Here is a 19,848-nt window from a genome sequence, read left to right on the forward strand (position 1 = left end):
TCGGCCTTCTCACCCCGCCCCGTCTTGAACGCTGTTGCGGTACGCCGCCGGGGTCACGCCCAGCACCCTGCGGAACCAGCGGGTGAGGTGCGCCTGGTCGGCGAAGCCGACGAGGGCCGCGACCTCGGCGGGACGCCGTCCGGCTTCCAGCAGGCCCCGGGCCCTGGCCACCCGGTGCTGGGCGAGCCAGGCGTACGGCGGTACGCCCATCGTCGTGCGGAAGGCGCGGAGCAGCTGGTAGCGGGACAGGCCCAGGTCGGTGGCGAGGGCGGCCAGGGACGGCGGCTCCAGCAGCTCGTCCGCCAGGCGGTCGCGGACGGACCGGGCGATGTGGTCGGCGCCGGGCACCGTGTCGCTCGCCGTCCGGGCCGTGGAGTGGCGTCGGGCCAGGGCCGTGAGCAGCCAGGGCAGCCGGGACTCGGCCTCCAGCGGGTCGGGGCAGGCGCTGATGTCGGTGTGGGCGGCGCGCAGGGCTGTCGCCAGCTGCGGGTCGTGGAAAACGGGGTCGCGGAAGTGCGGGAGGCCGCCGCCGAGGATGCCGTCTGTGAGCAGGGACGGCTCGGCGTAGAGGGCCTGGTAGGCGTATCCGTCGCAGGCGGCCGGGCCTCCGGTGTGCATCTCGCCCGGGTCCAGGACGACGATCGAACCCGGGTAGGAGTGGATGTGACCGCCCCGGTATGCGATGACCTCCGAGCCGCCGACGGTGACGCCGATGGTGAACTCGTCGTGGGCGTGGGGCGCGTAGACGTGGCTGTCGAAGTGGGCGGTGAGGAGGTCCAGGGGCGGACCGGACCTGCCGAGTCGTGCCCTGGTCCAGCGGGTCTGTTCTCGTGTCCGTTGCCGTGTGCTCACCTCGTACCCCCCGCCCACAGGGGATCAGAGGAAGTCGGTGGTGTCCAGGTCGAACGCGAAAGGTTCCGGGAGAGTGAGCGGTCTGCCGAAGGCCGCGGTGTGAGAGCGGAGGTAGTCGCCCTTCCCGGGTTCGGTGAAGAGCGTTGCCGAGGAGGTGTCGCGGTCCACGAGCAGGTAGAGGGGGATGCCGCCGCGGGCGTAGCAACGGCGTTTGGCCAGTCGGTCGGTCTCCGGCTTGGTGGAGGTCACCTCCAGCACCATGGTGACTCCCGCGCAGGGCATCCAGGGGGGTGCACCCTGGAAGAGCCGTGGGGCTACGACTGTGCCATCGGGGATCACATGGTCCTGTGGTCGTCCGACCGCGTTCTTCAGCTTCAGTCCCTTGTTTCCTGAGAACTGGACGTCGACGTCGGAGCGCCGGTAGAGCTGACTCATGATCCGGCTGATGCAGTGCTCGTGGTGACCGTCCGGGAGTGAGGTCAGGACGAACTCGCCCTCCACGAGTTCGGCACGGAAGCCGTCCGGAGTGTCCAGTTCGACGAACCAGTCCAGCAGCAGCTTCTGCGTGTACGGGTCTTGTGCCACAGCGAGGTGTTCCCCTTCCACGATCACCGTCAGACTGCGGTACGGCGGGCCCTACGTGCGCGGGTTCCGTGATCGCTTCCCTCGATCGTGGTCTCTTGACCTTGCCGCAGCGTCAACGTCTTCACTGGTGGCATGCGGATCGGAGAACTCGCCGGTGTCGTGGGCGTCACCACGCGGGCCGTGCGGCACTACCACCATCTGGGGCTGTTGCCCGAGCCGGAGCGGCGGGCCAACGGGTATCGGGAGTACGGGTTGCGGCACGCCGTCGTGCTGGCGCGGATCCGGCGGCTGACCGAGTTGGGGCTGGGGCTCGCGGAGGTGCGGGACGTCCTCGCGGACGATGCCGGGAAGGATCTCGTCGAGGTGCTGACCGAGCTGGACGAGGATCTGGCCCGGCAGGAGGAGGCCCTGCGGGAGCGGCGGGAGCGGTTGCGGGTGCTGCTGGAGGTCGAGGGCGGGGTGCCGGCGGAGGGGCCGGTGTCGCCGGAGCTGGCCGCGCTGTTCGCCCAGGCCGCGCATCTGTCGGACTCTCCCATGGCCGTCAAGGACCGCGAGATCATCGCGTTCCTCGAGACCGCCGTGCCGGACGGGGAACGGGAGCGGCTGGTGGCGTCGGTGGGTGAGGCGCTGGGGAGCCCGGGAGCCGTGGCGCGGGCCGGTGAGGCGTACGCGCTGCTCGACGCGCTCGCCGGTGCGGAGCCTGCCGATCCGCGCGTCGAGGGGGCGGCCCGGGCCCTCGCCGACTGCATTCCGCCGACCTTGATCCCGGAGATCGGGGAGCTCGATCAGCATGACAACGTGCTGCGCGCGTTCTACGACGACCTCGCCCCGGCCCAGGCGGAGGCGGTCCGCCGTGCGCTGCGGATCCTCGCCGAGGAGCGGCGATGAGGGCCGGGGGGCGCATGGCCGGGAGCGAGGAGCGGCCATGACGGTCGCAGGTCTGCCCGTCCGACCCGAGGAGCGGCCATGCGGGCCGCAGGTCTGCCCGTCCGACCCGAGGAGCGGCCATGAGGGTGCTGGGGCTGATCCTCCGGCACGAGGAGCGGCCATGAGGGTGCTGGGGCTGATCCTCCGGCACGAGGTGCGGTTGGTGACGAGTCTCGCCTTGTGGCTGGCGCGGCGTACGCACGGGACGGGTGGCGGGGTGGCCTTCGGGTACGCGCGGGGGCAGGGCGCGATGACGGCCGGGTTCGCGTTCGTGTGTGTCGTCGAGACGGTCGCGCTGTCCGTCCTGCTACGGGACTGGCCCGCCGTGCTCGTGCGCGCCCTCGGACGGGCCCGTGTCCGAGCTCCCCGTACGCTGTCGGGCGGAGTTCGATCGAAGGAGTACGCGTGCTTGTCCTGCTGCCGCCGTCCGAAGGAAAGGCCTCTTCCGGGCGCGGTGCCCCGCTGAAGCCGGAGTCGCTGTCGCTGCCGGGGCTGACCGAGGCCCGGGAGGCCGTGCTCACCGAGCTGGTCGAGCTGTGCTCCGGGGACGAGGACAAGGCGTGCGAGGTGCTCGGGCTGAGTGAGGGGCTGCGGGGCGAGGTCGCGAAGAACGCAGGGCTGCGCACGGCGGGGGCCCGGCCGGCCGGTGAGATCTACACCGGCGTGCTGTACGACGCCCTCGGGCTCGCGTCCCTCGAGACGGCGGCCAAGCGGCGTGCCGCGCGGTCGCTGCTCGTGTTCTCCGGGCTGTGGGGCGCGGTGCGGGTGACGGACCGGATTCCGTCCTACCGGTGCTCGATGGGGGTGAAGCTGCCGGGGCTCGGGGCGCTGGGTGCGCACTGGCGTACGCCGATGGCGTCGGTGCTGCCCGAGGTGGCCGGGGGCGGGTTGGTGCTGGATCTGCGGTCCGCCGCGTACGCCGCCGCCTGGAAGCCGAAGGGCGAGGTCGCCGGAAGGACGGCGTCCGTGCGGGTGCTGCACGCACCGACCCGGAAGGTGGTCAGCCACTTCAACAAGGCGACCAAGGGGCGGATCGTGCGCAGCCTGCTGACCTCCGGGACCGACCCGAAGGGTCCGGCCGAGCTGGTGGAGGCGCTCCGGGATCTCGGGTACGCCGTGGAGGCGCAGGCTCCGGCGAAGTCGGGGCAGAGCTGGTCGCTCGACGTACTGGTGGACGAGATCCACTGACCTCGTTGCAGTTTATGCAACGGCCTTTGCGCACTCTGCACGCCGACGGCAGGATGACGGTCATGGTCTCCCCTGCCCCGCCTGCCTCCGTGCTGGACCTCGCGCCCGTCGTCCCCGTCGTCGTGATCGAGGATGCCGCCGACGCCGTACCGCTGGGGCGGGCGCTGGTCGCGGGTGGGCTGCCCGCGATCGAGGTGACGTTGCGGACGCCCGCGGCCCTGGACGCGATCCGGGAGATCGCCCGGCAGGTGCCGGACGCGGTGGTCGGCGCCGGGACGGTGATCAGGCCCGGGCAGGTCACCGACGCCGTGGCCGCGGGGGCCCGCTTCCTGGTCAGCCCGGGCTGGACGGACGGGCTGCTGGAGGCGATGCGGGCCTCCGGGGTGCCGTTCCTGCCGGGGGTGTCGACCGCGTCCGAGGTCGTGGCGCTGCTGGAACGCGGGGTGCGGGAGATGAAATTCTTCCCGGCGCAGGCCGCGGGCGGTACGGCGTATCTGCGGTCGCTGTCGGGGCCGTTGCCGCAGGCGCGGTTCTGCCCGACGGGCGGGATCGGCCCGGACTCGGCCCCGGACTACCTGGCGCTGCCCAACGTCGGGTGCGTGGGCGGCAGCTGGATGCTGCCGCCGGACGCGGTCGCCGCCCGCGACTGGGGCCGCGTCGAGGCGCTGGCCCGTCGGGCGGCGGCGCTCAGCGCAGGTGGGACGTGTCGTTGAGGAGGCGGACGCTGGCGTTGCCGTCCGCGTAGTAGGCCACCACGGACAGGGACGCGGCGGACAGTTCCATGCGGAACAGGGATTCCGGCGGGGCGCCCAGGGCGAGCCGGACCAGCGTCTTGATCGGGGTCACGTGCGTGACGAGCAGGACCGTGCGTCCCGGGTGGGCGGCGACCAGCTTGTCGCGGGTGGCGGCGAGCCGGGCGGCCGTCGCGGCGAAGCTCTCGCCGCCGCCGGTGGGCCGGGCGTCGGGGGAGGCCAGCCAGGCGTTCAGGTCGTCGGGGTAGCGCTCGCGCACCTCGCCGAAGGTGAGGCCCTCCCAGGCGCCGAAGTCCGTCTCGCGCAGGCCGTCGTCGATGCTCACGTCGAGGCCTAGCCGGGCGGCGACGATCCCCGCGGTCTCCCGGGTCCGGGCGAGCGGGGACGACACGACGGCCTGGATGGTGCCCCGGCGGGCCAGCAGCGCCGCGGCCCGCTCCGCCTGCTCCCGGCCCGTGTCGGAGAGGGAGGGGTCGGTGCCGCCGCTGCCGGAGAACCGTTTCTGGGGGGTGAGCGGCGTCTCGCCGTGGCGCAACAGGACGAAGGTGGCGGGGGCACCCATGTCGGCGGGGGCCCAGCCGGGAGCGGCCACGGTCTTGCCGGCCAGGTTGTCGGCCCGAGCGGCGTCATCGGCGACACCGCGGGCACGGGCCGTGTCAGCCCGAGCGGCGTCATCGGCGGCATCGGGGGCGTGGGCCGTGTGGGCCCGAGCGGCGTCCTCGGCGCCACCGCGGGCACGGGCCGTGTCGGCCCGAGCGGCGTCATCGGCGACACCGCGGGCACGGGCCGTGTCAGCCCGAGCGGCGTCATCGGCGACACCGGCTCCGGCACCCTCCGTCACACCGACACCGACACCGGCTCCGGCACCCTCCGCGGCCTCGGCGTCGGCATCCTCCGAAACCCCGGCGACCTCAGCGGCCTCAGCGACAGCTCCGGAACCCTCCGGAACCCCGGCGGGAGCCGTACCTGCCGCATGTAGCTCCGCCGTCGACTCGGCCTCCGACCACTGCTCGCCCCGGGCCCCCGCGTCCATCGCCTCGTTGGCCAGGCGGTCCGCGTGCTTGTTCCGGTCCCTCGGGATCCACTCGTACGTGACCCGGCCGGGCGGGAAGACCCGGGCCGCCTCCGCGGCCAGGGGCTTCATGTCGGGGTGCTTGATCTTCCAGCGGCCCGACATCTGCTCGATGACGAGCTTGGAGTCCATCCGGACGTGGACCGTCGCGTCCGGGTCCAGCTCACGGGCGGCCCGCAGCCCGGCGAGGAGGCCGCGGTACTCGGCGACGTTGTTCGTGGCGACGCCGATGTACTCGGCGGTCTCCCGCAGGGTCTCCCCCGTCGTCGCGTCGCTGACCACGGCCCCGTAGCCGGCGGGCCCGGGGTTGCCCCGCGAGCCGCCGTCGGCCTCGACGATGAACTCCCGCACCGGATGGGCTCCCTGAAGGCCTAGAGACCGGACTCGGACGTGCGCACCAGGATGCGGCGGCAGTTCTCGCAGCGGACCACCGTGTCGGGCGCGGCCTTGCGGATCTCCGCCAGTTCGGTGATGGCGAGCTCCTGCCGGCAGCCCTGGCAGCTGCGCGCGTACAGCTTCGCCGCGCCGATGCCGCCCTGCTGCTCGCGCAGCTTGTCGTAGAGCTTGAGCAGATCGGCCGGGATGGCACCGGCGACGACCTCGCGTTCCTTGGTGACCGTGGCGATCTCGCCGTCGATGTCCTCGAAGGCGGCGTCGCGGCGCGCGGTCGCGTCGTCGATCTTCGACTGGACGGAGGAGACGCGCTCGGTCAGCTCGGCGACCCGCTCCTGCGCGGACTCGCGGCGCTCCATGACCTCCAGCACCACGTCCTCCAGGTCGCCCTGCCGCTTGGCGAGGGAGGCGATCTCGCGCTGGAGGTTCTCCAGGTCCTTGGGGGAGGTGACGGCGCCGGAGTCGAGGCGCTGCTGGTCGCGGGTGGCGCGCTGGCGCACCTGGTCCACGTCCTGCTCGGCCTTCGTCTGCTCGCGGGCGGTGTCGCTCTCCTCGGTCTGCGCGGCCACGAGCAGGTCGCGCAGCTGGGTGTGGTCCTTGGTCAGCGACTCGATCTCGGCGTGCTCGGGCAGCGACTTGCGCTTGTGCGCGAGCTGCTGGAGGCGGACGTCGAGGTCCTGGACGTCGAGGAGACGGATCTGGTCGGCGGGCGCGGCGTTCAGTTCGGGGCTCCAAGGGGATCAGAAGGGGGTGAGGCCGCGTGCGCGGTCCAGGGGTCGGTGACCGTCTTCGAGACGTGGACGCGCAGGTCCCATCCGTGCCGGTCGGAGATCTCGTCGAGCTGGCTCGCGGCCAGCTCGCACCAGGGCCACTCGGTGGCCCAGTGCGCCGCGTCGAGCAGCGCGAGGGGGCTGTGGGCGCGGGCCTCGGACACCGGGTGGTGGCGCAGGTCCGCGGTGAGGAAGGCGTCGACGCCGGCCGCCCGTACGTGGTCGAAGAGGCTGTCGCCGGAGCCGCCGCTGACGGCGACCGTGCGCACGAGCGCCTCGGGGTCGCCGGCGACGCGGATGCCCTGCGCGGTGGCGGGCAGCCGCTCGGCGGCCCGGGCGGCGAACTCGCGGACGGTCACCGGGTGGTCGAGGGCGCAGAGGCGGCCGAGGCCGCGGCGGCCCTCGGGGTCGGTGGGGTCCGGCACGAGCGGCCCGGTGACCCGCAGGTCCAGCGCGCCCGCGAGGGCGTCGGAGACGCCCGGGTCGGCGGTGTCGGCGTTGGTGTGGGCGACGTGCAGCGCGATGTCGTTCTTGATGAGGGTGTGCACGACACGGCCCTTGAAGTGCGTGGCAGCGACCGTCGTGGTGCCGCGCAGATACAGCGGGTGGTGGGTGACGAGCAGGTCGGCGCCCAGTTTCACCGCCTCGTCGACGATCTCCTGGACCGGGTCGACGGCGAACAGGACCCGTGTGACCTCCTGGTCGGGGTCGCCCGCGACGGTGCCGACCGCGTCCCAGGACTCGGCCCGCTCGGCGGGCCACAGGGTCTCCAGCGCGGCGATGACTTCAGACAGACGGGGCACGGGAGCAAGGCTACCCGTCTGATCTGTGGCGTTGCACCGCCACCGCCCGCTCCCGGCACCCCTTGCCCCGCTCAGCACAATCGCCCCCTTTTCCTCAGGCGAATCGTTCCTGGAACACCCTTATGTGTGAAGCCTGCGGCCGCGGAATTCCACGTTCGGGCGGATGAAAACTACCGTCGTCACTGGAGGTGACCGAACGATGACGGCCTGTGCGATCGAGCCTTCGGCGGGATGCGGGGACGGTGACGAGGAGGGAGAGGGGGACGGGTCCGCGCCGGCCGGCTGCACCCTCACCGTGGACGGTGCCTACGGCGCGCGTCTGGCGTCGGCCGGCGGCTCCTGGTTCCCGGAGCGCTGGACCCTGGACGGCCCGGAGCCGTACGCGGTACCGCTGCCCCGCAACCAGCCCGAGGAGCCCGGCACCGAGGTGCAGCCGATGGGCGACGGGCGGGTGCTGATCCACCGGGTGGTGGCCGGGCGGCACGCCTTCTCGCTGCTGTACCCGACCGGGCCGGGCACCGGCGAGCTGCCCCTGGGCGCGGTGGGGTGCGCGGACGGGAGCGCCCGGCTGCGGCTGCTGCCGCCCGCCCCGGGCGGGGAGCGGGCCTACGCCCTGGCCGTCGGGCCGCGTACGACGTCGGTGTGGCTGGTGGCGGGCGGCGCCTTCGGGCCCGAGCGGCTGGCGGAGCTGCCCGGCCGCTGTTCGGGCGGGGTCTGGCTGGACCGGTCGGCACGGCTGCTGGCGCTGGACCGGGAGACGGGCGGACGCACCAAGTCCGTCGTGGTGGACCTGGAGTGCGGCGAGGTGTCGCCGCTGCTGCAGATCGCCGCGGACAGCGACGACCGGCTGCTGCTCGCGGACCACGACAGCGGGCTGCTGATCGTCCGCTCGGACGCGCCCTCGCCGGGGCAGGGGCGGCTCGGCTGGGGTGTCCTCGGCAGCACGCTGCCGGTGCGCTTCCCGGAGTGCCTGCGGGTGCCGGACTGCACCGTCACGCCGTTCGCCGTCCAGCCGGGGCAGGTGCTGACGCCGGAGAGCTGTGCGGTGGCGCTGCGGGTGGACGGGCCGTCGGGCAGCTGGGTCGGTGTCTGGCGTCCCGCCGAGCGGCGGATGCACCATCTCGCGGCTCCCGAGGGGTGGTTGACGGGCACGGGGCTGTGGACGCCCGAGGGGGTGCTGCGGCTGCCGTACGCGACGGAGGCCGTGCCGTGCGGGGTGGCGCGGGTGAGCCCGCCGCCGGCCGCCGATCCGGAGCCCGGCGCCATGCCGGAGGCGCGGTCCGCACAGGAGCCGCCCCCGCGGTCGGAGTCGGAGGTCCCGTCTCCCGGGCATCCGGACCGGTACGCGGCACCGGGCGGGCCGGGCTCGCCCGTCCCGGCTCCGACGCTCTCGGCGGCGCGCCCTGTGCCTCTCCGGGAAGCGCCGTTGGGACGCCTTGTAACGAACTAGTGCCGGTTGCCGTGGCTGCCTGGATCCGCGGTCCGGGGTGCCGGTTAGACTCACCCGGCTGTAAAAAAGATCATGTTGACGGGGTGAATTCCATCCGATGAGCGACGCCAGCACGAACCAGCCGCGCAACGCCGACGTCCAGCAGCCCTCCACCGGCCCCGGCCGGCACCGTGGTGAGGTCTCGACGCAGGACGGCGAGACGGCTCCGCGGGGACGTCACCGCAAGCCGGTGGCGCAGACCGAGCAGGCTGTGACGGCGGCCTGACGGCACGCCGGTCACCGAACGGCGAACGGCCCTTCCCGCCACAAGCGGGGAGGGCCGTTCCGCGTACCGGAGCCGGGTGAGCCGCGCCATGTGCCGGATCCCGGAGGGCCGTCCGATGTGCCGTAGAAACGGGAGAGTCGCGCGATGTACCGGAGCCGGAAAGGCCGTGCGATGTGCCGGAGCCGGGTGAGCCCGCGATGTTCCGGAGCCTGGAGGGCCGTTCGATGTGCCGGAGCCCGGAAAGGCCGTTCGATGTGCCGGAGCCCGGAAAGGCCGTGCGATCTGCCGTAGCCGGCAGGGGCGTTTCGCGTTCTGCGGCGTCTGTCTTTCATCCGCGTCTCAGGCCCAGCACCTCCGCCGCCGCGAACGTCTCCCCCGCCGGCCGGTCCGCGTAGTACGGGCCGAGGACGGCCTCCAGTTCGTCGTAGGTGAAGGCGTCCTGCTTGCTGTCGAACTTGGCGGCGACCCGCGGCCGTTCCACGACGGCGACCATGCCGCCGTGCACCACGAGGAGCTGCCCGTTGACGTGGGCGGCGGCCGGGGAGGCCAGGTAGCCGACGAGCGGGGCGACGTGCTCGGGGGCGAGCGGGTCGAGGCCGCTGCCCGGGGGCCGGGCGACGCCCGCGAAGACGTCCTCGGTCATACGGGTGCGGGCGCGCGGGCAGATGGCGTTGGCCGTGACGCCGTACCGGCCGAGGGCGAGGGCGGTGGACGTGGTGAGGCCGACGATCCCGCCCTTCGCGGCCGCGTAGTTGGGCTGGCCGGCGGAGCCCGCGAGGAACGCCTCCGAGGAGGTGTTCACGATCCGCCCGAACACCGGCTGCCCTGCCTTCTTCGACCGCTCCCGCCAGTGCGCGGCGGCGAACCGCGTGGTGTTGAAGTGCCCCTTGAGGTGGACCCGCAGGACGGAGTCCCACTCCTCCTCCGCCATCGAGAACACCATGCGGTCGCGCAGGATGCCCGCGTTGTTGACGAGGATGTCCAGCTTGCCGAACTCGGTGACGGCCGCGGCGACCAGCGCGCGGGCCTGCGCGAAGTCGGACACGTCGCCGGTGTGCACGAGGGCGCTGCCGCCCGCCGCGCGGATCTCGGCGGCGACCTCCTCGGCGGGCCCGGCCGAGGCCTCGCCGGTGCCGTCGCGGCCGGGCTGCCCGTAGTCGTTGACGACGACGGCGGCGCCGAGCCGGGCGAGTTCCAGCGCCTCGGCCCGGCCGAGCCCGCGGCCCGCGCCCGTGACGATCGCGGACAGCCCTTCAAGTGGCAGTGGCAGGGACATCGGTGGGGTCCTCAGATCTCTATGCACGTGCGCAGGGCGGTCCCGGTGCGCATCTGGTCCAAGGCCTCGTTGATGCCGGCGAGCGGGACCCGGTGGGTGATCAGGCCCGCCAGGTCGATCCGGCCCGCGCGCCACAGGGCGATGGTGCGTTCGTAGGAGCGCAGTACGTCTCCGCCGCCGTACATGGACGGCAGGATGCGCTTCTCGTCGAAGAACAGCTCGAACATGTTGAGCTGGAGGAAGTCGTCCATGGCGCCCGCGCCGACGATGACGAGGGTGCCGCCGCGCCGGGTGTTGTCGTAGGCGGTGCGGGCGGTGGCGGACCTGCCGACGACCTCGAAGACGTGGTCGAAGCCCTCGCCGCCGGTCACCTGCTGCTTGGCGTCGGGCAGTTCCTCCGGGGAGACGGCCCGCGACGCGCCGAACGTCAGGGCCGACTCGCGGCGCGAGGCCACCGGGTCCACGGCGACGATCTCGGCGGCACCCCGGAGCCGTGCGCCCTGGATCACGGAGATGCCGACGCCGCCGCAACCGATGACCGCAACCGAACAACCGGCCTCCAGGTCGGCCGTGTTGAGCGCGGCGCCCAGACCGGTGGTCACCCCGCAGCCGATGAGGGCGGCGATGTCGAAGGGCACGTCGTCGGGTATCGGCACCGCGCACCCCGCGTCGACGACGACCTCCTCGGTGAAGGTGCCGGTGCCGGCGAAGCCGAAGAGGTCACCGCCGGGGCGTTTGAAATTGGGGGTGCCGGCGTTCATGAACCCGGCCAGGCACAGCTCGGTCTGCCCGCGCCCGCAGGCGGGACAGGCGCCGCAGGCGGGCAGCCAGCACACCACGACCCGGTCGCCGGCTTTCAGGTGTGTCACGCCCTCGCCGACCTCGACGATCTCGCCGGCCCCCTCGTGCCCGGGGACGAAGGGCGCGGGCTGCGGGAGCACCCCGCTCATCGCGGACAGGTCCGAATGGCACAGCCCCGTGGCGCGCACCCGGATCCTGACCTTGCCGGGCCCGAACCCCACCGCCTCGACGTCGTCGAGGACCTCCAGCTTGTCCTGGCCGATCTCGTGCAGTACGGCTGCGCGCATGGTGCGGGCTCCCCTCGTACGGCGTGCTGGGTCAGGTGTGTTCGACGACGGTGTCGGCGAGGACGGGCGCGTCGGCACGCTCGACGGCGCCGACGGCGACCCGGGTGGACCCGGGGGTGTGCCACATGCGGATCCGCAGGGTCTCGCCCGGGTACACGACCCCGGCGAACCGGGTGGCGTAGGAGCGCACCCGCGTCACGTCGCCGTCGAGCAGGGTGTCGACGACCGCCTTGAGCGTGATGCCGTAGGTGCACAGGCCGTGCAGGATGGGCCGCTCGAACCCGGCGACCTTGGCGAACTCGGGGTCGGCGTGCAGCGGGTTCCAGTCGCCGGAGAGGCGGTAGAGCAGCGCCTGGTCCTCGCGGACCTGCCGTTCGACGGTCCGGTCGGGTTCGCCGGTGGGGGGTTCGAGACGGGCCGAGGGGCCGCGGTCGCCGCCCCAGCCGCCTTCCCCGCGGATGAAGATCTGGGCGTCGTTGGTCCACAACGGGCCTTCGGTGTCGGCGACTTCGGTGCGCAGCACCAGGACGGCGGCGGTGCCCTTGTCGTACACGGCGGCGATCCGGTTGGTCGCGACGGCGGCGCCCGCGGCCGGCAGGGGCCGGTGGAGGACGAGGCTCTGGCCGCCGTGCAGGACGCGGGCCAGGTCGACCTCGATGCCGGGCATGGACAGCCCGCTGGTCACGCCGGGCTTTCCGCCGCCCGCGACGGTGGCGAAGCTGGGCAGGACGTGCAGCCGGGTCTCCAGGGTGTAGCGCAGTTCGTCGGGGTCGGTGGCGGGGCGGCCCGCGCCGATGCCCAGGTGGTAGAGCTGCACGTCCTTGTGGTCCCAGGAGATCTCGCCGGTCCGGGGCGGGGCGGCGAGCGCCTTGGCTGCGTCGATGGGCATGGGGCTCCTGATCGCCGGAGGAAGGACCTCGGTACGGCCGTCCGCACCGTCGTCCGCACCGAGGCCGTCTGGGGCGGACCGGGACGCGAACTGAAACGCGTTCCAGTCCCGCGCCCTCTGTATAGCCGAGGCCCCGGCAGTTGTGAAGACTGCTGACGCTGTGTCAGATCGGCGTGGCGGTGACATGTGTCCTGCCGGAGTCGGTACAAGCGCATCTGCCGGACGGCCCGGCGGGTCCGTACCGTCGGTGCCATGACCACGCGGACCCGGTGAACCGTGCCGTTCGCCGGCTCGGCCGGGACGAAGGAGGGGGAGATGTCCTGGAAGGACGAGGCCAGGGGCCGGTTCGGGGTGACGCGGGCGGATGTCCGCGAGGCCCGGGAAGGCCGGCGGCACGACCAGGCGGACAAGGACGGGCTCGAGGCCGAGTGCCGGGCGGCCCGGAAGGCGTGCGGGCCCGACGCGGCCGCCGGCCCGCCACCCTCCGGGTTCACCCTGTTGCCGTGGCTGCTGCTGGGGATGGGCGCGTTCTCCAACCTCTTCCAGGGCCGCACGGCGAACCCGTGGATCGGCGCCCTGGGGCTGCTGGCCTTCAACAGCCTCTACATCTACGTGGCGTTCCGCTCGTTCCACGGGCACAAGCGCGAGGCCCGCTCCACCCGGGTCGCACTGGCCCTGCTGGCCGCCGTGACCTGCGCGCTCGCCGTCGGCTACGGCGGAAACTGGCTGCTGTTCTTCCCGCTGCTCGGCCTGGCGACCGGCGCGGCCCTGCGCCTGAGGTACCTGCGGCCCGCCGGTACGGCCCTGGCGGTGCTGGCGGGCGCGGTGGCCTGGTTCCACGACGGCTGGGGCGGCCTGGGCGTCGCGTACGCCACCTTGATCTCCACGATGGTGACGGCCGCGATCATGCGCCTCTCCGAGGCGGTGCGGGAGCTGCGCGCGGCGCGTGAGGAGCTGGCCCACCGGGCGGTCGAGAACGAGCGGCTGCGCTTCTCCCGCGATCTGCACGACCTGCTCGGGCACACGATGTCGGTGATCGTCGTGAAGTCGGAGGCGGCCCGGCGGCTGGCCGTCCGCGACCTGGACGCGGCGCTGGCCGAGGTCACGGACATCGAGGCCGTGGGACGGCAGGCCCTGACGGAGATCCGCGAGGCGGTGAGCGGCTACCGGCAGGGCAGCCTCGCCGCGGAACTGGACCGCGCGCACTCGGTCCTGACGGCGGCGGGTATCACCCTCGACATCAACCGCTCCGGCCCCCCGCTCGGGCCGCAGACGGAGGCACTGCTGGGCTGGGTGGTGCGCGAGGCGGTCACCAATGTCGTACGGCACAGCGGGGCGGACCGCTGCGAGGTCACCCTGTCGGGGGGCGGGGAACGGGTACGGCTGACGGTGTCGGACGACGGGGGCGGGTCGCAGGCCCTCGCTTCCGCCGGGGGCACGGGCCTCACCGGCCTGACGGAGCGTCTGACGGCGGCGGGTGGTTCGCTGACGGCGGGTCCACGGGCGCGCGGCGGCTTCGCGGTGACGGCGGAGCTTCCTCCGGACACGGCGGAGGAACGACGGCAGCACACCGGCCCCTCCGGGGAGGGCCTCGCAGCGGACGGGCAACCCGAAAACACCGGCCCCTCCCGGAACGGCCTGGCTGCGACGGCGGAGGGCGCACCGGAGGACGCGGCGGAGCAGCGACGGGAGCACACCAGCCCCTCCGGGGAGGGCCTCGCAGCGGACGGGCAGCGCGAAAACACCGGCCCCTCCGGGGAGGGCCTCGCGGCGGGCGAGCCACCGGGCTGGACCGCCCCCACGGGGCATCCGTTGGTCTCGTCCGTCCGGGCTTCTGCCTCACTGTCGCAGACCCCTCGCTCTACCCTGAGGCCGTGACCGACCGCCGTATCCGTGTGCTGCTCGCCGAGGACCAGGGCATGATGCGCGGTGCGCTCGCGCTGCTGCTGGGGATGGAGGACGACATCGAGGTCGTCGCCCAGGTGGCCGCGGGAGACGCGATCCTGGACGCGGCGCTCGCCCACCGCCCGGACGTCGCCCTCCTCGACATCGAACTGCCGGGCAGGAGCGGCCTGGACGCCGCCGCGGACCTGCGCGCCCGGGTTCCCGAGTGCCGCGTGCTGATCCTCACGACCTTCGGCCGCCCCGGCTATCTGCGCCGCGCGATGGAGGCGGGGGCCACCGGCTTCCTGGTGAAGGACGGCCCCGTGGAGGAACTGGCCGCGGCCGTCCGACGGGTCCTGGCCGGTGAGACGGTGGTCGACCCGGCCCTGGCCACGGCAGCCCTGAGCGCGGGCCCCAACCCCCTGACGTCCCGCGAGAGCGACGCCCTGAGGGCCTCCGCGGACGGCGCGACGGTCGCCGACATCGCCGCCCGGCTCCACCTCTCGGAGTCCACCGTCCGCAACTACCTCTCCTCCGCGATCGGCAAGACAGCCACCCGCAACCGCATGGAGGCCCTCCGCGAGGCCCGCCGGCAGGGCTGGCTCTGAGCGTTACGCCCGCTGGAACAACGCTGTCCAGAGGAAGGACTTCCCGAAGCGCTCGGATTCCTCCGGCTCGTCGCGCATCCGCCGCAGGTCGAGTTCGGTCAGGCCCGAGAAGATCTCCCGCAACGCTCGGGGCGTGTACGCGAGGCCGCCCCGCAGCCCGATCCCCTCATGGTAGAAGTCGGTATCGGACAACTCCGGCCCCATCCCGCCGGCCCCGGCGGCGAAGCATGTGAGCCCGAAGAGGCCGTGGGTCAGGGGCGATTGACCGGCGTCACCCGGAGCCGCGTGCGGGGCCGTCGCGGGGTGGGGGCGCCTCGGGCATCGGATCCCCCTGCCCCGGGCCGAGAAGTCGGCGGCGTGCCCGTGGCGGGGCGTCACGGCCCCGTTCCGGGCCACGCCTGCCGCACTGTTTTCAGGCGCCGGCCTCCCGCTCCCCCGCCCGCCGCGGCAGCCACACCCACATCAGGGCGGCGCCTGCCGCCAGGACCGCGGCGCCCACGCGGAAGGCGAGGGCGTAGCCCGCTGTCAGGGACTCGGGGGTCGTGCTGCCCGCCGACTCGGCTGCCGCCAGGGTGGACAGGACCGCCAGGCCCAGGGAACCGCCCATCGTGCGGGACGTGTTGACGAGGCCGGAGACCAGGCCCGCCTCCTCGGGGGCGGCGCCGGACGTGGCCAGGGAGGCGAGGGGCGTCGCCGCCAGGCCCGCGCCGAGCATCATGAGGACCCCGGGGACGAGGATGGCCGTGGCGTAGGAGCCGTCGGGGGTCATCGTGGACTGCCAGGCGAAGCCGGCCACGGCGACCAGGGTGCCCAGCACGGCGACGCCCCGCGGGCCGACCGGCCGCATCAGGCGGGGCGCCAGCTTGGAGCCGAGGACGACCGCGAGGGAGCTCGGGACCAGGGCGAGGCCGGCCTCGATCGGGGTGTAGCCGAGGACGTTCTGGGCGTAGAGGGTCATGAAGAACCACATGCAGAACATCGCCGACCCGCACAGGAACATCGAGACGTTCGCCGAGGCGACCGAGCGCACGCGCAGGAGGCCGAGCGGCATCAAGGGGCTCGCCGTGTGCGCCTCGACCGCGAGGAACGCCCCGAGCAGGACGAGACCCGCGAGCAGCGGCAGCAGTGTGGCCGGTGCCGTCCAGCCCGCCGCCTCCGTCTGGGAGATGCCGTAGGCCAGCGTGCCGAGACCGGCCGTGACGAGCAGCGCGCCGGGCAGGTCGAGGCGGCGGCCGTCGCCGGCCCGGCCCTCGGTGAGGAACCAGGCGGCGGCGCACAGCACGACGGCCCCGACGGGCACGTTGATCAGCAGCACCCACCGCCAGGAGAGCGTCTCCACCAGCAGCCCGCCGACCAGGCCGCCCGCCGCGCCGCCGCCGGCCCCGACCGCCGTCCAGGTCCCTATCGCCCGGGCCCGCGCCGCGCCCTCCGGCACGGACGCCGTGAGGATCGTCAGCGTCGAGGGCGCGAGCACCGCCGCGCCGAGACCCTGCACGGCCCGCGCCACCAGCAGCTGCCAGTCGTCCTGAGCCAGCCCGCCCGCGACGGAGGCCAGGGTGAACAGGCCCAGCCCGACGAGGAACATCCGCTTGCGGCCGTAGAGGTCCCCGGCGCGCCCGCCGAGCAGCATGAATCCGGCGAAGGCGATGGCGTAGGCGTTCACCACCCACTGCAGGCCCTGCTCGCTGAGTCCCAGTCCGGTCCGCATCGACGGCAGTGCCACGTTGACGACGGAGACGTCGAGGACGACGAGGAACTGCCCGGCGCACGTGAGCGCCACCACGAGCCACATCGGCGGTGTCCCGCGCGTCCGCAGGCGGGAGAGGCGGGACGGGCGGGTGGTGGCGGCGCCGGCGGAATCGAGCATGGGTGTCATGCTCTCAACCGCCTCGCGCCCCTTGCATCGGGATTTCGCCGGTCCCGGTTCTCGGTCCGGGGACCTAGGCCCGGGAGGGAGAACGCCATAAATCCTCCCGTAAGACCCGGCCGAGACCAAGGGAAGGTCAAGTTTTCCTTAGGGTGCCGAAGCAACGGAATAGTTGCCTGGACATACAAGGTTCAGACTCCACGTAACCCGACGCTCCCCGGCCTGGAGGCCCTCCTCAATGACGCAGACGACGACAGACCGCACGGCCGGCAGAGCGAGTGGGGCCGTGGTCCCGGTGCTCGCCTTCGCGGGCATCGTTGTCGCGGTGATGCAGACCCTGCTCGTCCCGGTGATCAAGGATCTGCCGCAGCTGCTGGACACCGCCCCCAGCAACGCCACGTGGGTCCTCACCTCGACGCTCCTCTCGGGCGCGGTGGCCACCCCGATCATGGGCCGCCTCGGCGACCTCTACGGCAAGCGCCGGATGCTGATCCTGAGCCTGGCCGTGATGGTCGTCGGCGCCCTGGTCAGCGCGCTCACTAGCGATCTGCTGCTGATGATCGCCGGCCGTACGCTCCAGGGCTTCGCGATGGGCGCGATCCCGCTCGGCATCGGCCTGATGCGCGACATGCTGCCCCGCGAGAAGCTCGGCTCGGCGATGGCCCTGATGAGCTCCTCCATCGGCGTCGGCGGCGGCCTCGCCCTGCCCGCCGCCGCCCTGGTCGCCCAGCACAGCGACTGGCACACGCTCTACTACGGCGCCGCCGGCCTCGGCCTGCTCGCGATCGCTCTCACCCTCCTCGTCGTGCCGGAGTCCCCGATGCGCGCCGAGGGCACCTTCGACCTGCCGGGCGCGCTCGGCCTGTCCGCCGGGCTGGTGCTGTTCCTGCTGCCGATCACCAAGGGCAGCGACTGGGGCTGGGCCTCCGGCACCACGCTGGGTCTGTTCGCCGCCTCGGCGGTCGTGCTCGTGCTGTGGGGCGTCATGGAGCTGCGTCTGAAGGCCCCGCTGGTGGACCTGCGCACCACGGCCCGCCCGGCGGTGCTCTTCACCAACCTCGCCTCGATCATGGTCGGCGTCTCCTTCTACGTCGTCTCCCTGGTCCTGCCCCAGCTGCTCCAGCTGCCGACGTCCACCGGCTACGGCCTCGGTCAGTCGATGGTCGTCGCGGGTCTGCTCGTCGCGCCGCTCGGCCTGACGATGATGTTCACGGCGCCCGTCTACGCCCGGCTGTCCGCGACGTACGGCCCCAAGTTCACCCTGATCCTCGGCCTGCTGATCATCGCGATCGGCTACGGTGCCGGACTCGGCCTGATGAGCGCCGCCTGGCAGAGCCTGGTCATCTCGGTCCTGCTGGGCGCGGGCATCGGCCTCGCCTACTCCTCGCTGCCCGCGCTGATCGTGGGCGCGGTCCCGGCGTCGGAGACGGGCGCGGCCAACGGCCTCAACACGCTGATGCGTTCCATCGGCACCTCGGTCTCCAGTGCCGTGATCGGCATGGTGCTGGCGAACACCGCGAACACCGTCGGCGGCGTCGAGATCCCGACCATGCACGGCTTCCGGGTCTCCTTCCTGATCGCGACGGGCGCGGTGGCCGTGGGCCTGCTCCTGGCACTGTTCCTGCCGGGCCGGCGTCCGTCCGGCAAGCCGCAGTTGCGGGCCAGCAGCGAGGAGGACGCGGCGCTGGAGCACGCCGAGCAGGTGCTGCGCGGCTTCCGCGGCCGGGTGCTGGGCGCCGACGGCTCCCCCGTCGCCCGGGCCAAGGTCACGCTGATCGACCGCCGTGGCCGGCAGGCCGGCGCGACGCTCTCCGCCGAGGACGGCAGCTACGCGCTCACCGTGCCCGACCAGGGCTCCTACGTCGTCGCCGCCCGTGCGACGGGCCACGGCCCGCTCGCCTCGTCCGCGACCCACGCGGGCGACGAGCGCCCGGTCGACCTGGACCTGTCGCTGCCGGGCGAGACGGTCCCCGCCTGACCCGCGACCCCCTCGCGGCCCCTTCCGTTACTCACCGGTACCCCCTGTCGCCGTCGCGGCAGGGGGTACGGCACGATGGCGCCCTGACCGTCGTACGACCGAGAGGAACCTCCATGCCCGCGGCGCCGAAGCCCGAGATCCTGGCCGCGTTCGAGGCGGCGAAGGGGTTCATGCCCACCGGTGAGGGCCTGGCGTTGTACGCGGCGGCCGTGGAGGCCGGGCGGCTCGGGCTGCCGCTGCTGGAGGTCGGCACGTACTGCGGCCGGTCCACGATCCTGCTCGCCGACGCGGCCCGCGAGGCCGGGGTCAGCGCGCTCACCGTGGACCATCACCGCGGCAGCGAGGAGCAGCAGCCGGGCTGGGACTACCACGACCCGGAGACGGTCGACCCCGAGATCGGCCTGATGGACACGCTGCCCACGTTCCGCCGCACGCTGCACCGGGCGGGCCTGGAGGAGCACGTGGTGGCGCTGGTCGGGCGGTCCCCGCAGATCGCCGCGTTCTGGCGGACGCCGCTGGGGTTCGTCTTCATCGACGGCGGCCACACCGACGAGCACGCGGGCGCCGACTACGAGGGCTGGGCGCCGCACGTCGCCGAGGGCGGGCTGCTGCTGATCCACGACGTCTTCCCCGAGCCGGAGGACGAGTTCACCGGCCAGGCCCCGTACCGCGTGTACCTCCGGGCCCTCGCCTCCGGCGCCTTCACCGAGGTCTCGGCGACGGACTCGCTGCGGGTCCTGCGGCGCACGGGCCCGGGCCTGTAGGGGAACGGCTGGGCGGGTGAACTGCGCCCCGCGCACCCCCTCCCGGTCGGCCCACGGGCGGCGTGGCGTGTCGGCGCCCGGCCGCCGCTGCCCAAGGATCCGGGCGCGTGGCACACACCTTCGAAGAGCTCGTGGAGAAGCAGCGCGCGGCGGACGAGGCGTACGCCCGTGTGCGTCATCTGCAGGACGCCTACGGGCCGCCCACCCAGACCAAGTGGAGCGACCAGCAGACCAGCACCTGGGAGACGGCCTGGCGTGCCTGGCGTGATCTCGCCCGGGACGTCCAGGCGGCGGTGACCGGGTACGCGAAGCAGGAGGACACCCCGCGCCAGGAGGTGGAGGCGCGGGTGAAGGAGGCGGTGCGGCACGGGGACGACGACGGGAACGGGGCCTGACCGTCCCCCGTCGGGACGTCTCCGGCCCGCCGCCCCCACCGA

At 73.4% G+C, this 19,848-nt stretch carries 18 protein-coding genes and 3 pseudogenes; 11 read left to right on the top strand and 10 right to left on the bottom strand.

Going from position 1 to position 19,848, the window contains the following annotated elements; translation table 11 throughout:
* Positions 1 to 9 precede the first annotated feature (9 nt).
* Together ACFV20_RS22225 and ACFV20_RS22230 are read right to left on the bottom strand one after the other, a co-directional pair.
* Positions 10 to 852 (bottom strand): helix-turn-helix domain-containing protein, encoded by an 843-nt coding sequence (locus ACFV20_RS22225; protein ID WP_385658968.1) that lies wholly within the window; start codon positions 850 to 852, stop codon positions 10 to 12.
* Between the two features lie 24 nt (positions 853 to 876).
* The gene (locus ACFV20_RS22230) at positions 877 to 1,437 is read right to left on the bottom strand and encodes a Uma2 family endonuclease (protein WP_385658969.1); all 561 of its coding nucleotides are present in this window, start codon (positions 1,435 to 1,437) and stop codon (positions 877 to 879) included.
* Positions 1,438 to 1,569: 132 nt separating this feature from the next.
* Between ACFV20_RS22230 and ACFV20_RS22235 the strand changes: the two genes are divergently transcribed.
* The 4 genes and pseudogenes from ACFV20_RS22235 (at position 1,570) to eda (ending at position 4,265) form a co-directional block, all read left to right on the top strand.
* Positions 1,570 to 2,325: a MerR family transcriptional regulator gene (locus ACFV20_RS22235; protein ID WP_385658971.1), complete on the top strand. Its 756-nt coding sequence runs from the start codon at positions 1,570 to 1,572 to the stop codon at positions 2,323 to 2,325.
* Positions 2,326 to 2,485: 160 nt separating this feature from the next.
* A pseudogene (locus ACFV20_RS22240) lies at positions 2,486 to 2,689 on the top strand (hypothetical protein); the annotation flags it as partial.
* An 80-nt stretch (positions 2,690 to 2,769) separates the two neighbouring features.
* A complete protein-coding gene (gene yaaA, locus ACFV20_RS22245; RefSeq protein ID WP_385658973.1) occupies positions 2,770 to 3,552 on the top strand; it encodes a peroxide stress protein YaaA in 783 nt (260 codons plus the stop codon).
* A 62-nt stretch (positions 3,553 to 3,614) separates the two neighbouring features.
* Entirely contained in the window at positions 3,615 to 4,265 is a 651-nt protein-coding gene (gene eda, locus ACFV20_RS22250; protein ID WP_385659102.1) for a bifunctional 4-hydroxy-2-oxoglutarate aldolase/2-dehydro-3-deoxy-phosphogluconate aldolase, read from the top strand.
* On the opposite strand, the gene ACFV20_RS22255 is transcribed toward eda, so the two are convergent.
* The 3 genes from ACFV20_RS22255 to ACFV20_RS22265 are packed head-to-tail and all read right to left on the bottom strand — an operon-like array spanning position 4,240 to position 7,342.
* Positions 4,240 to 5,727, bottom strand: a complete 1,488-nt coding sequence (locus tag ACFV20_RS22255) for a bifunctional RNase H/acid phosphatase (protein WP_385658974.1) — start codon at positions 5,725 to 5,727, stop codon at positions 4,240 to 4,242. The genes eda and ACFV20_RS22255 overlap by 26 nt on opposite strands.
* 20 nt (positions 5,728 to 5,747) lie before the next feature.
* Entirely contained in the window at positions 5,748 to 6,491 is a 744-nt protein-coding gene (locus ACFV20_RS22260) for a zinc ribbon domain-containing protein (RefSeq protein ID WP_385659104.1), read from the bottom strand.
* Positions 6,488 to 7,342: a Nif3-like dinuclear metal center hexameric protein gene (locus ACFV20_RS22265; RefSeq protein WP_361119158.1), complete on the bottom strand. Its 855-nt coding sequence runs from the start codon at positions 7,340 to 7,342 to the stop codon at positions 6,488 to 6,490. The genes ACFV20_RS22260 and ACFV20_RS22265 overlap by 4 nt, the downstream gene beginning before the upstream one ends.
* 199 nt (positions 7,343 to 7,541) lie before the next feature.
* On the opposite strand from ACFV20_RS22265, the gene ACFV20_RS22270 reads away from it, so the two are divergent.
* A complete protein-coding gene (locus ACFV20_RS22270) occupies positions 7,542 to 8,792 on the top strand; it encodes a hypothetical protein (protein ID WP_385658976.1) in 1,251 nt (416 codons plus the stop codon).
* A 97-nt stretch (positions 8,793 to 8,889) separates the two neighbouring features.
* Complete coding sequence (locus ACFV20_RS22275; RefSeq protein WP_385658978.1) at positions 8,890 to 9,057, top strand: hypothetical protein; 168 nt, start codon at positions 8,890 to 8,892, stop codon at positions 9,055 to 9,057.
* Between the two features lie 328 nt (positions 9,058 to 9,385).
* Here the strand turns inward: ACFV20_RS22275 and ACFV20_RS22280 are convergent, their stop codons facing one another.
* Genes ACFV20_RS22280 through ACFV20_RS22290 form a run of 3 tightly spaced genes read right to left on the bottom strand, consistent with a single transcriptional unit; the run spans position 9,386 to position 12,310 of the window.
* The gene (locus ACFV20_RS22280) at positions 9,386 to 10,333 is read right to left on the bottom strand and encodes a 3-oxoacyl-ACP reductase (protein ID WP_385658979.1); all 948 of its coding nucleotides are present in this window, start codon (positions 10,331 to 10,333) and stop codon (positions 9,386 to 9,388) included.
* An 11-nt stretch (positions 10,334 to 10,344) separates the two neighbouring features.
* Complete coding sequence (locus tag ACFV20_RS22285) at positions 10,345 to 11,421, bottom strand: Zn-dependent alcohol dehydrogenase (protein ID WP_385658981.1); 1,077 nt, start codon at positions 11,419 to 11,421, stop codon at positions 10,345 to 10,347.
* Positions 11,422 to 11,452: 31 nt separating this feature from the next.
* On the bottom strand, positions 11,453 to 12,310 hold the full coding sequence (locus tag ACFV20_RS22290) for a MaoC/PaaZ C-terminal domain-containing protein (protein ID WP_385658982.1): 858 nt from the start codon (positions 12,308 to 12,310) through the stop codon (positions 11,453 to 11,455).
* A gap of 315 nt (positions 12,311 to 12,625) precedes the next feature.
* On the opposite strand from ACFV20_RS22290, the pseudogene ACFV20_RS22295 reads away from it, so the two are divergent.
* Positions 12,626 to 13,864 (top strand): annotated as a pseudogene (locus ACFV20_RS22295) (sensor histidine kinase); the annotation flags it as partial.
* Between the two features lie 320 nt (positions 13,865 to 14,184).
* A complete protein-coding gene (locus tag ACFV20_RS22300) occupies positions 14,185 to 14,802 on the top strand; it encodes a response regulator (protein ID WP_385658984.1) in 618 nt (205 codons plus the stop codon).
* A gap of 3 nt (positions 14,803 to 14,805) precedes the next feature.
* Here the strand turns inward: ACFV20_RS22300 and ACFV20_RS22305 are convergent.
* Together ACFV20_RS22305 and ACFV20_RS22310 are read right to left on the bottom strand one after the other, a co-directional pair.
* Positions 14,806 to 15,048 (bottom strand): annotated as a pseudogene (locus tag ACFV20_RS22305) (SAM-dependent methyltransferase); the annotation flags it as partial.
* 166 nt (positions 15,049 to 15,214) lie between these two features.
* The gene (locus ACFV20_RS22310; protein WP_385658986.1) at positions 15,215 to 16,669 is read right to left on the bottom strand and encodes an MFS transporter; all 1,455 of its coding nucleotides are present in this window, start codon (positions 16,667 to 16,669) and stop codon (positions 15,215 to 15,217) included.
* A 238-nt stretch (positions 16,670 to 16,907) separates the two neighbouring features.
* Between ACFV20_RS22310 and ACFV20_RS22315 the strand changes: the two genes are divergently transcribed.
* The 3 genes from ACFV20_RS22315 (at position 16,908) to ACFV20_RS22325 (ending at position 19,806) form a co-directional block, all read left to right on the top strand.
* On the top strand, positions 16,908 to 18,647 hold the full coding sequence (locus ACFV20_RS22315) for an MFS transporter (protein ID WP_385658987.1): 1,740 nt from the start codon (positions 16,908 to 16,910) through the stop codon (positions 18,645 to 18,647).
* A 113-nt stretch (positions 18,648 to 18,760) separates the two neighbouring features.
* Complete coding sequence (locus ACFV20_RS22320; protein WP_385658989.1) at positions 18,761 to 19,411, top strand: class I SAM-dependent methyltransferase; 651 nt, start codon at positions 18,761 to 18,763, stop codon at positions 19,409 to 19,411.
* A 107-nt stretch (positions 19,412 to 19,518) separates the two neighbouring features.
* Positions 19,519 to 19,806 carry a hypothetical protein gene (locus ACFV20_RS22325; protein WP_385658990.1) on the top strand — a complete coding sequence of 96 codons (288 nt, stop codon included), beginning with the start codon at positions 19,519 to 19,521 and terminating at the stop codon, positions 19,804 to 19,806.
* Positions 19,807 to 19,848: the final 42 nt, after the last annotated feature.

It is taken from the genome of Streptomyces sp. NPDC059696, from assembly GCF_042733745.1.
Classification (GTDB): domain Bacteria; phylum Actinomycetota; class Actinomycetes; order Streptomycetales; family Streptomycetaceae; genus Streptomyces.

Excerpts from the sequence above, each read along its gene's own strand:
- ACFV20_RS22235 (WP_385658971.1), top strand. The coding sequence starts at position 1,570 with ATGCGGATCGGAGAACTCGCCGGTGTCGTGGGCGTCACCACGCGGGCC.
- eda (WP_385659102.1), top strand. The coding sequence starts at position 3,615 with ATGGTCTCCCCTGCCCCGCCTGCCTCCGTGCTGGACCTCGCGCCCGTC.
- ACFV20_RS22270 (WP_385658976.1), top strand. The coding sequence starts at position 7,542 with ATGACGGCCTGTGCGATCGAGCCTTCGGCGGGATGCGGGGACGGTGAC.
- ACFV20_RS22275 (WP_385658978.1), top strand. The coding sequence starts at position 8,890 with ATGAGCGACGCCAGCACGAACCAGCCGCGCAACGCCGACGTCCAGCAG.
- ACFV20_RS22280 (WP_385658979.1), bottom strand. The coding sequence starts at position 10,333 with ATGTCCCTGCCACTGCCACTTGAAGGGCTGTCCGCGATCGTCACGGGC.
- ACFV20_RS22285 (WP_385658981.1), bottom strand. The coding sequence starts at position 11,421 with ATGCGCGCAGCCGTACTGCACGAGATCGGCCAGGACAAGCTGGAGGTC.
- ACFV20_RS22290 (WP_385658982.1), bottom strand. The coding sequence starts at position 12,310 with ATGCCCATCGACGCAGCCAAGGCGCTCGCCGCCCCGCCCCGGACCGGC.
- ACFV20_RS22310 (WP_385658986.1), bottom strand. The coding sequence starts at position 16,669 with ATGCTCGATTCCGCCGGCGCCGCCACCACCCGCCCGTCCCGCCTCTCC.
- ACFV20_RS22315 (WP_385658987.1), top strand. The coding sequence starts at position 16,908 with ATGACGCAGACGACGACAGACCGCACGGCCGGCAGAGCGAGTGGGGCC.
- ACFV20_RS22320 (WP_385658989.1), top strand. The coding sequence starts at position 18,761 with ATGCCCGCGGCGCCGAAGCCCGAGATCCTGGCCGCGTTCGAGGCGGCG.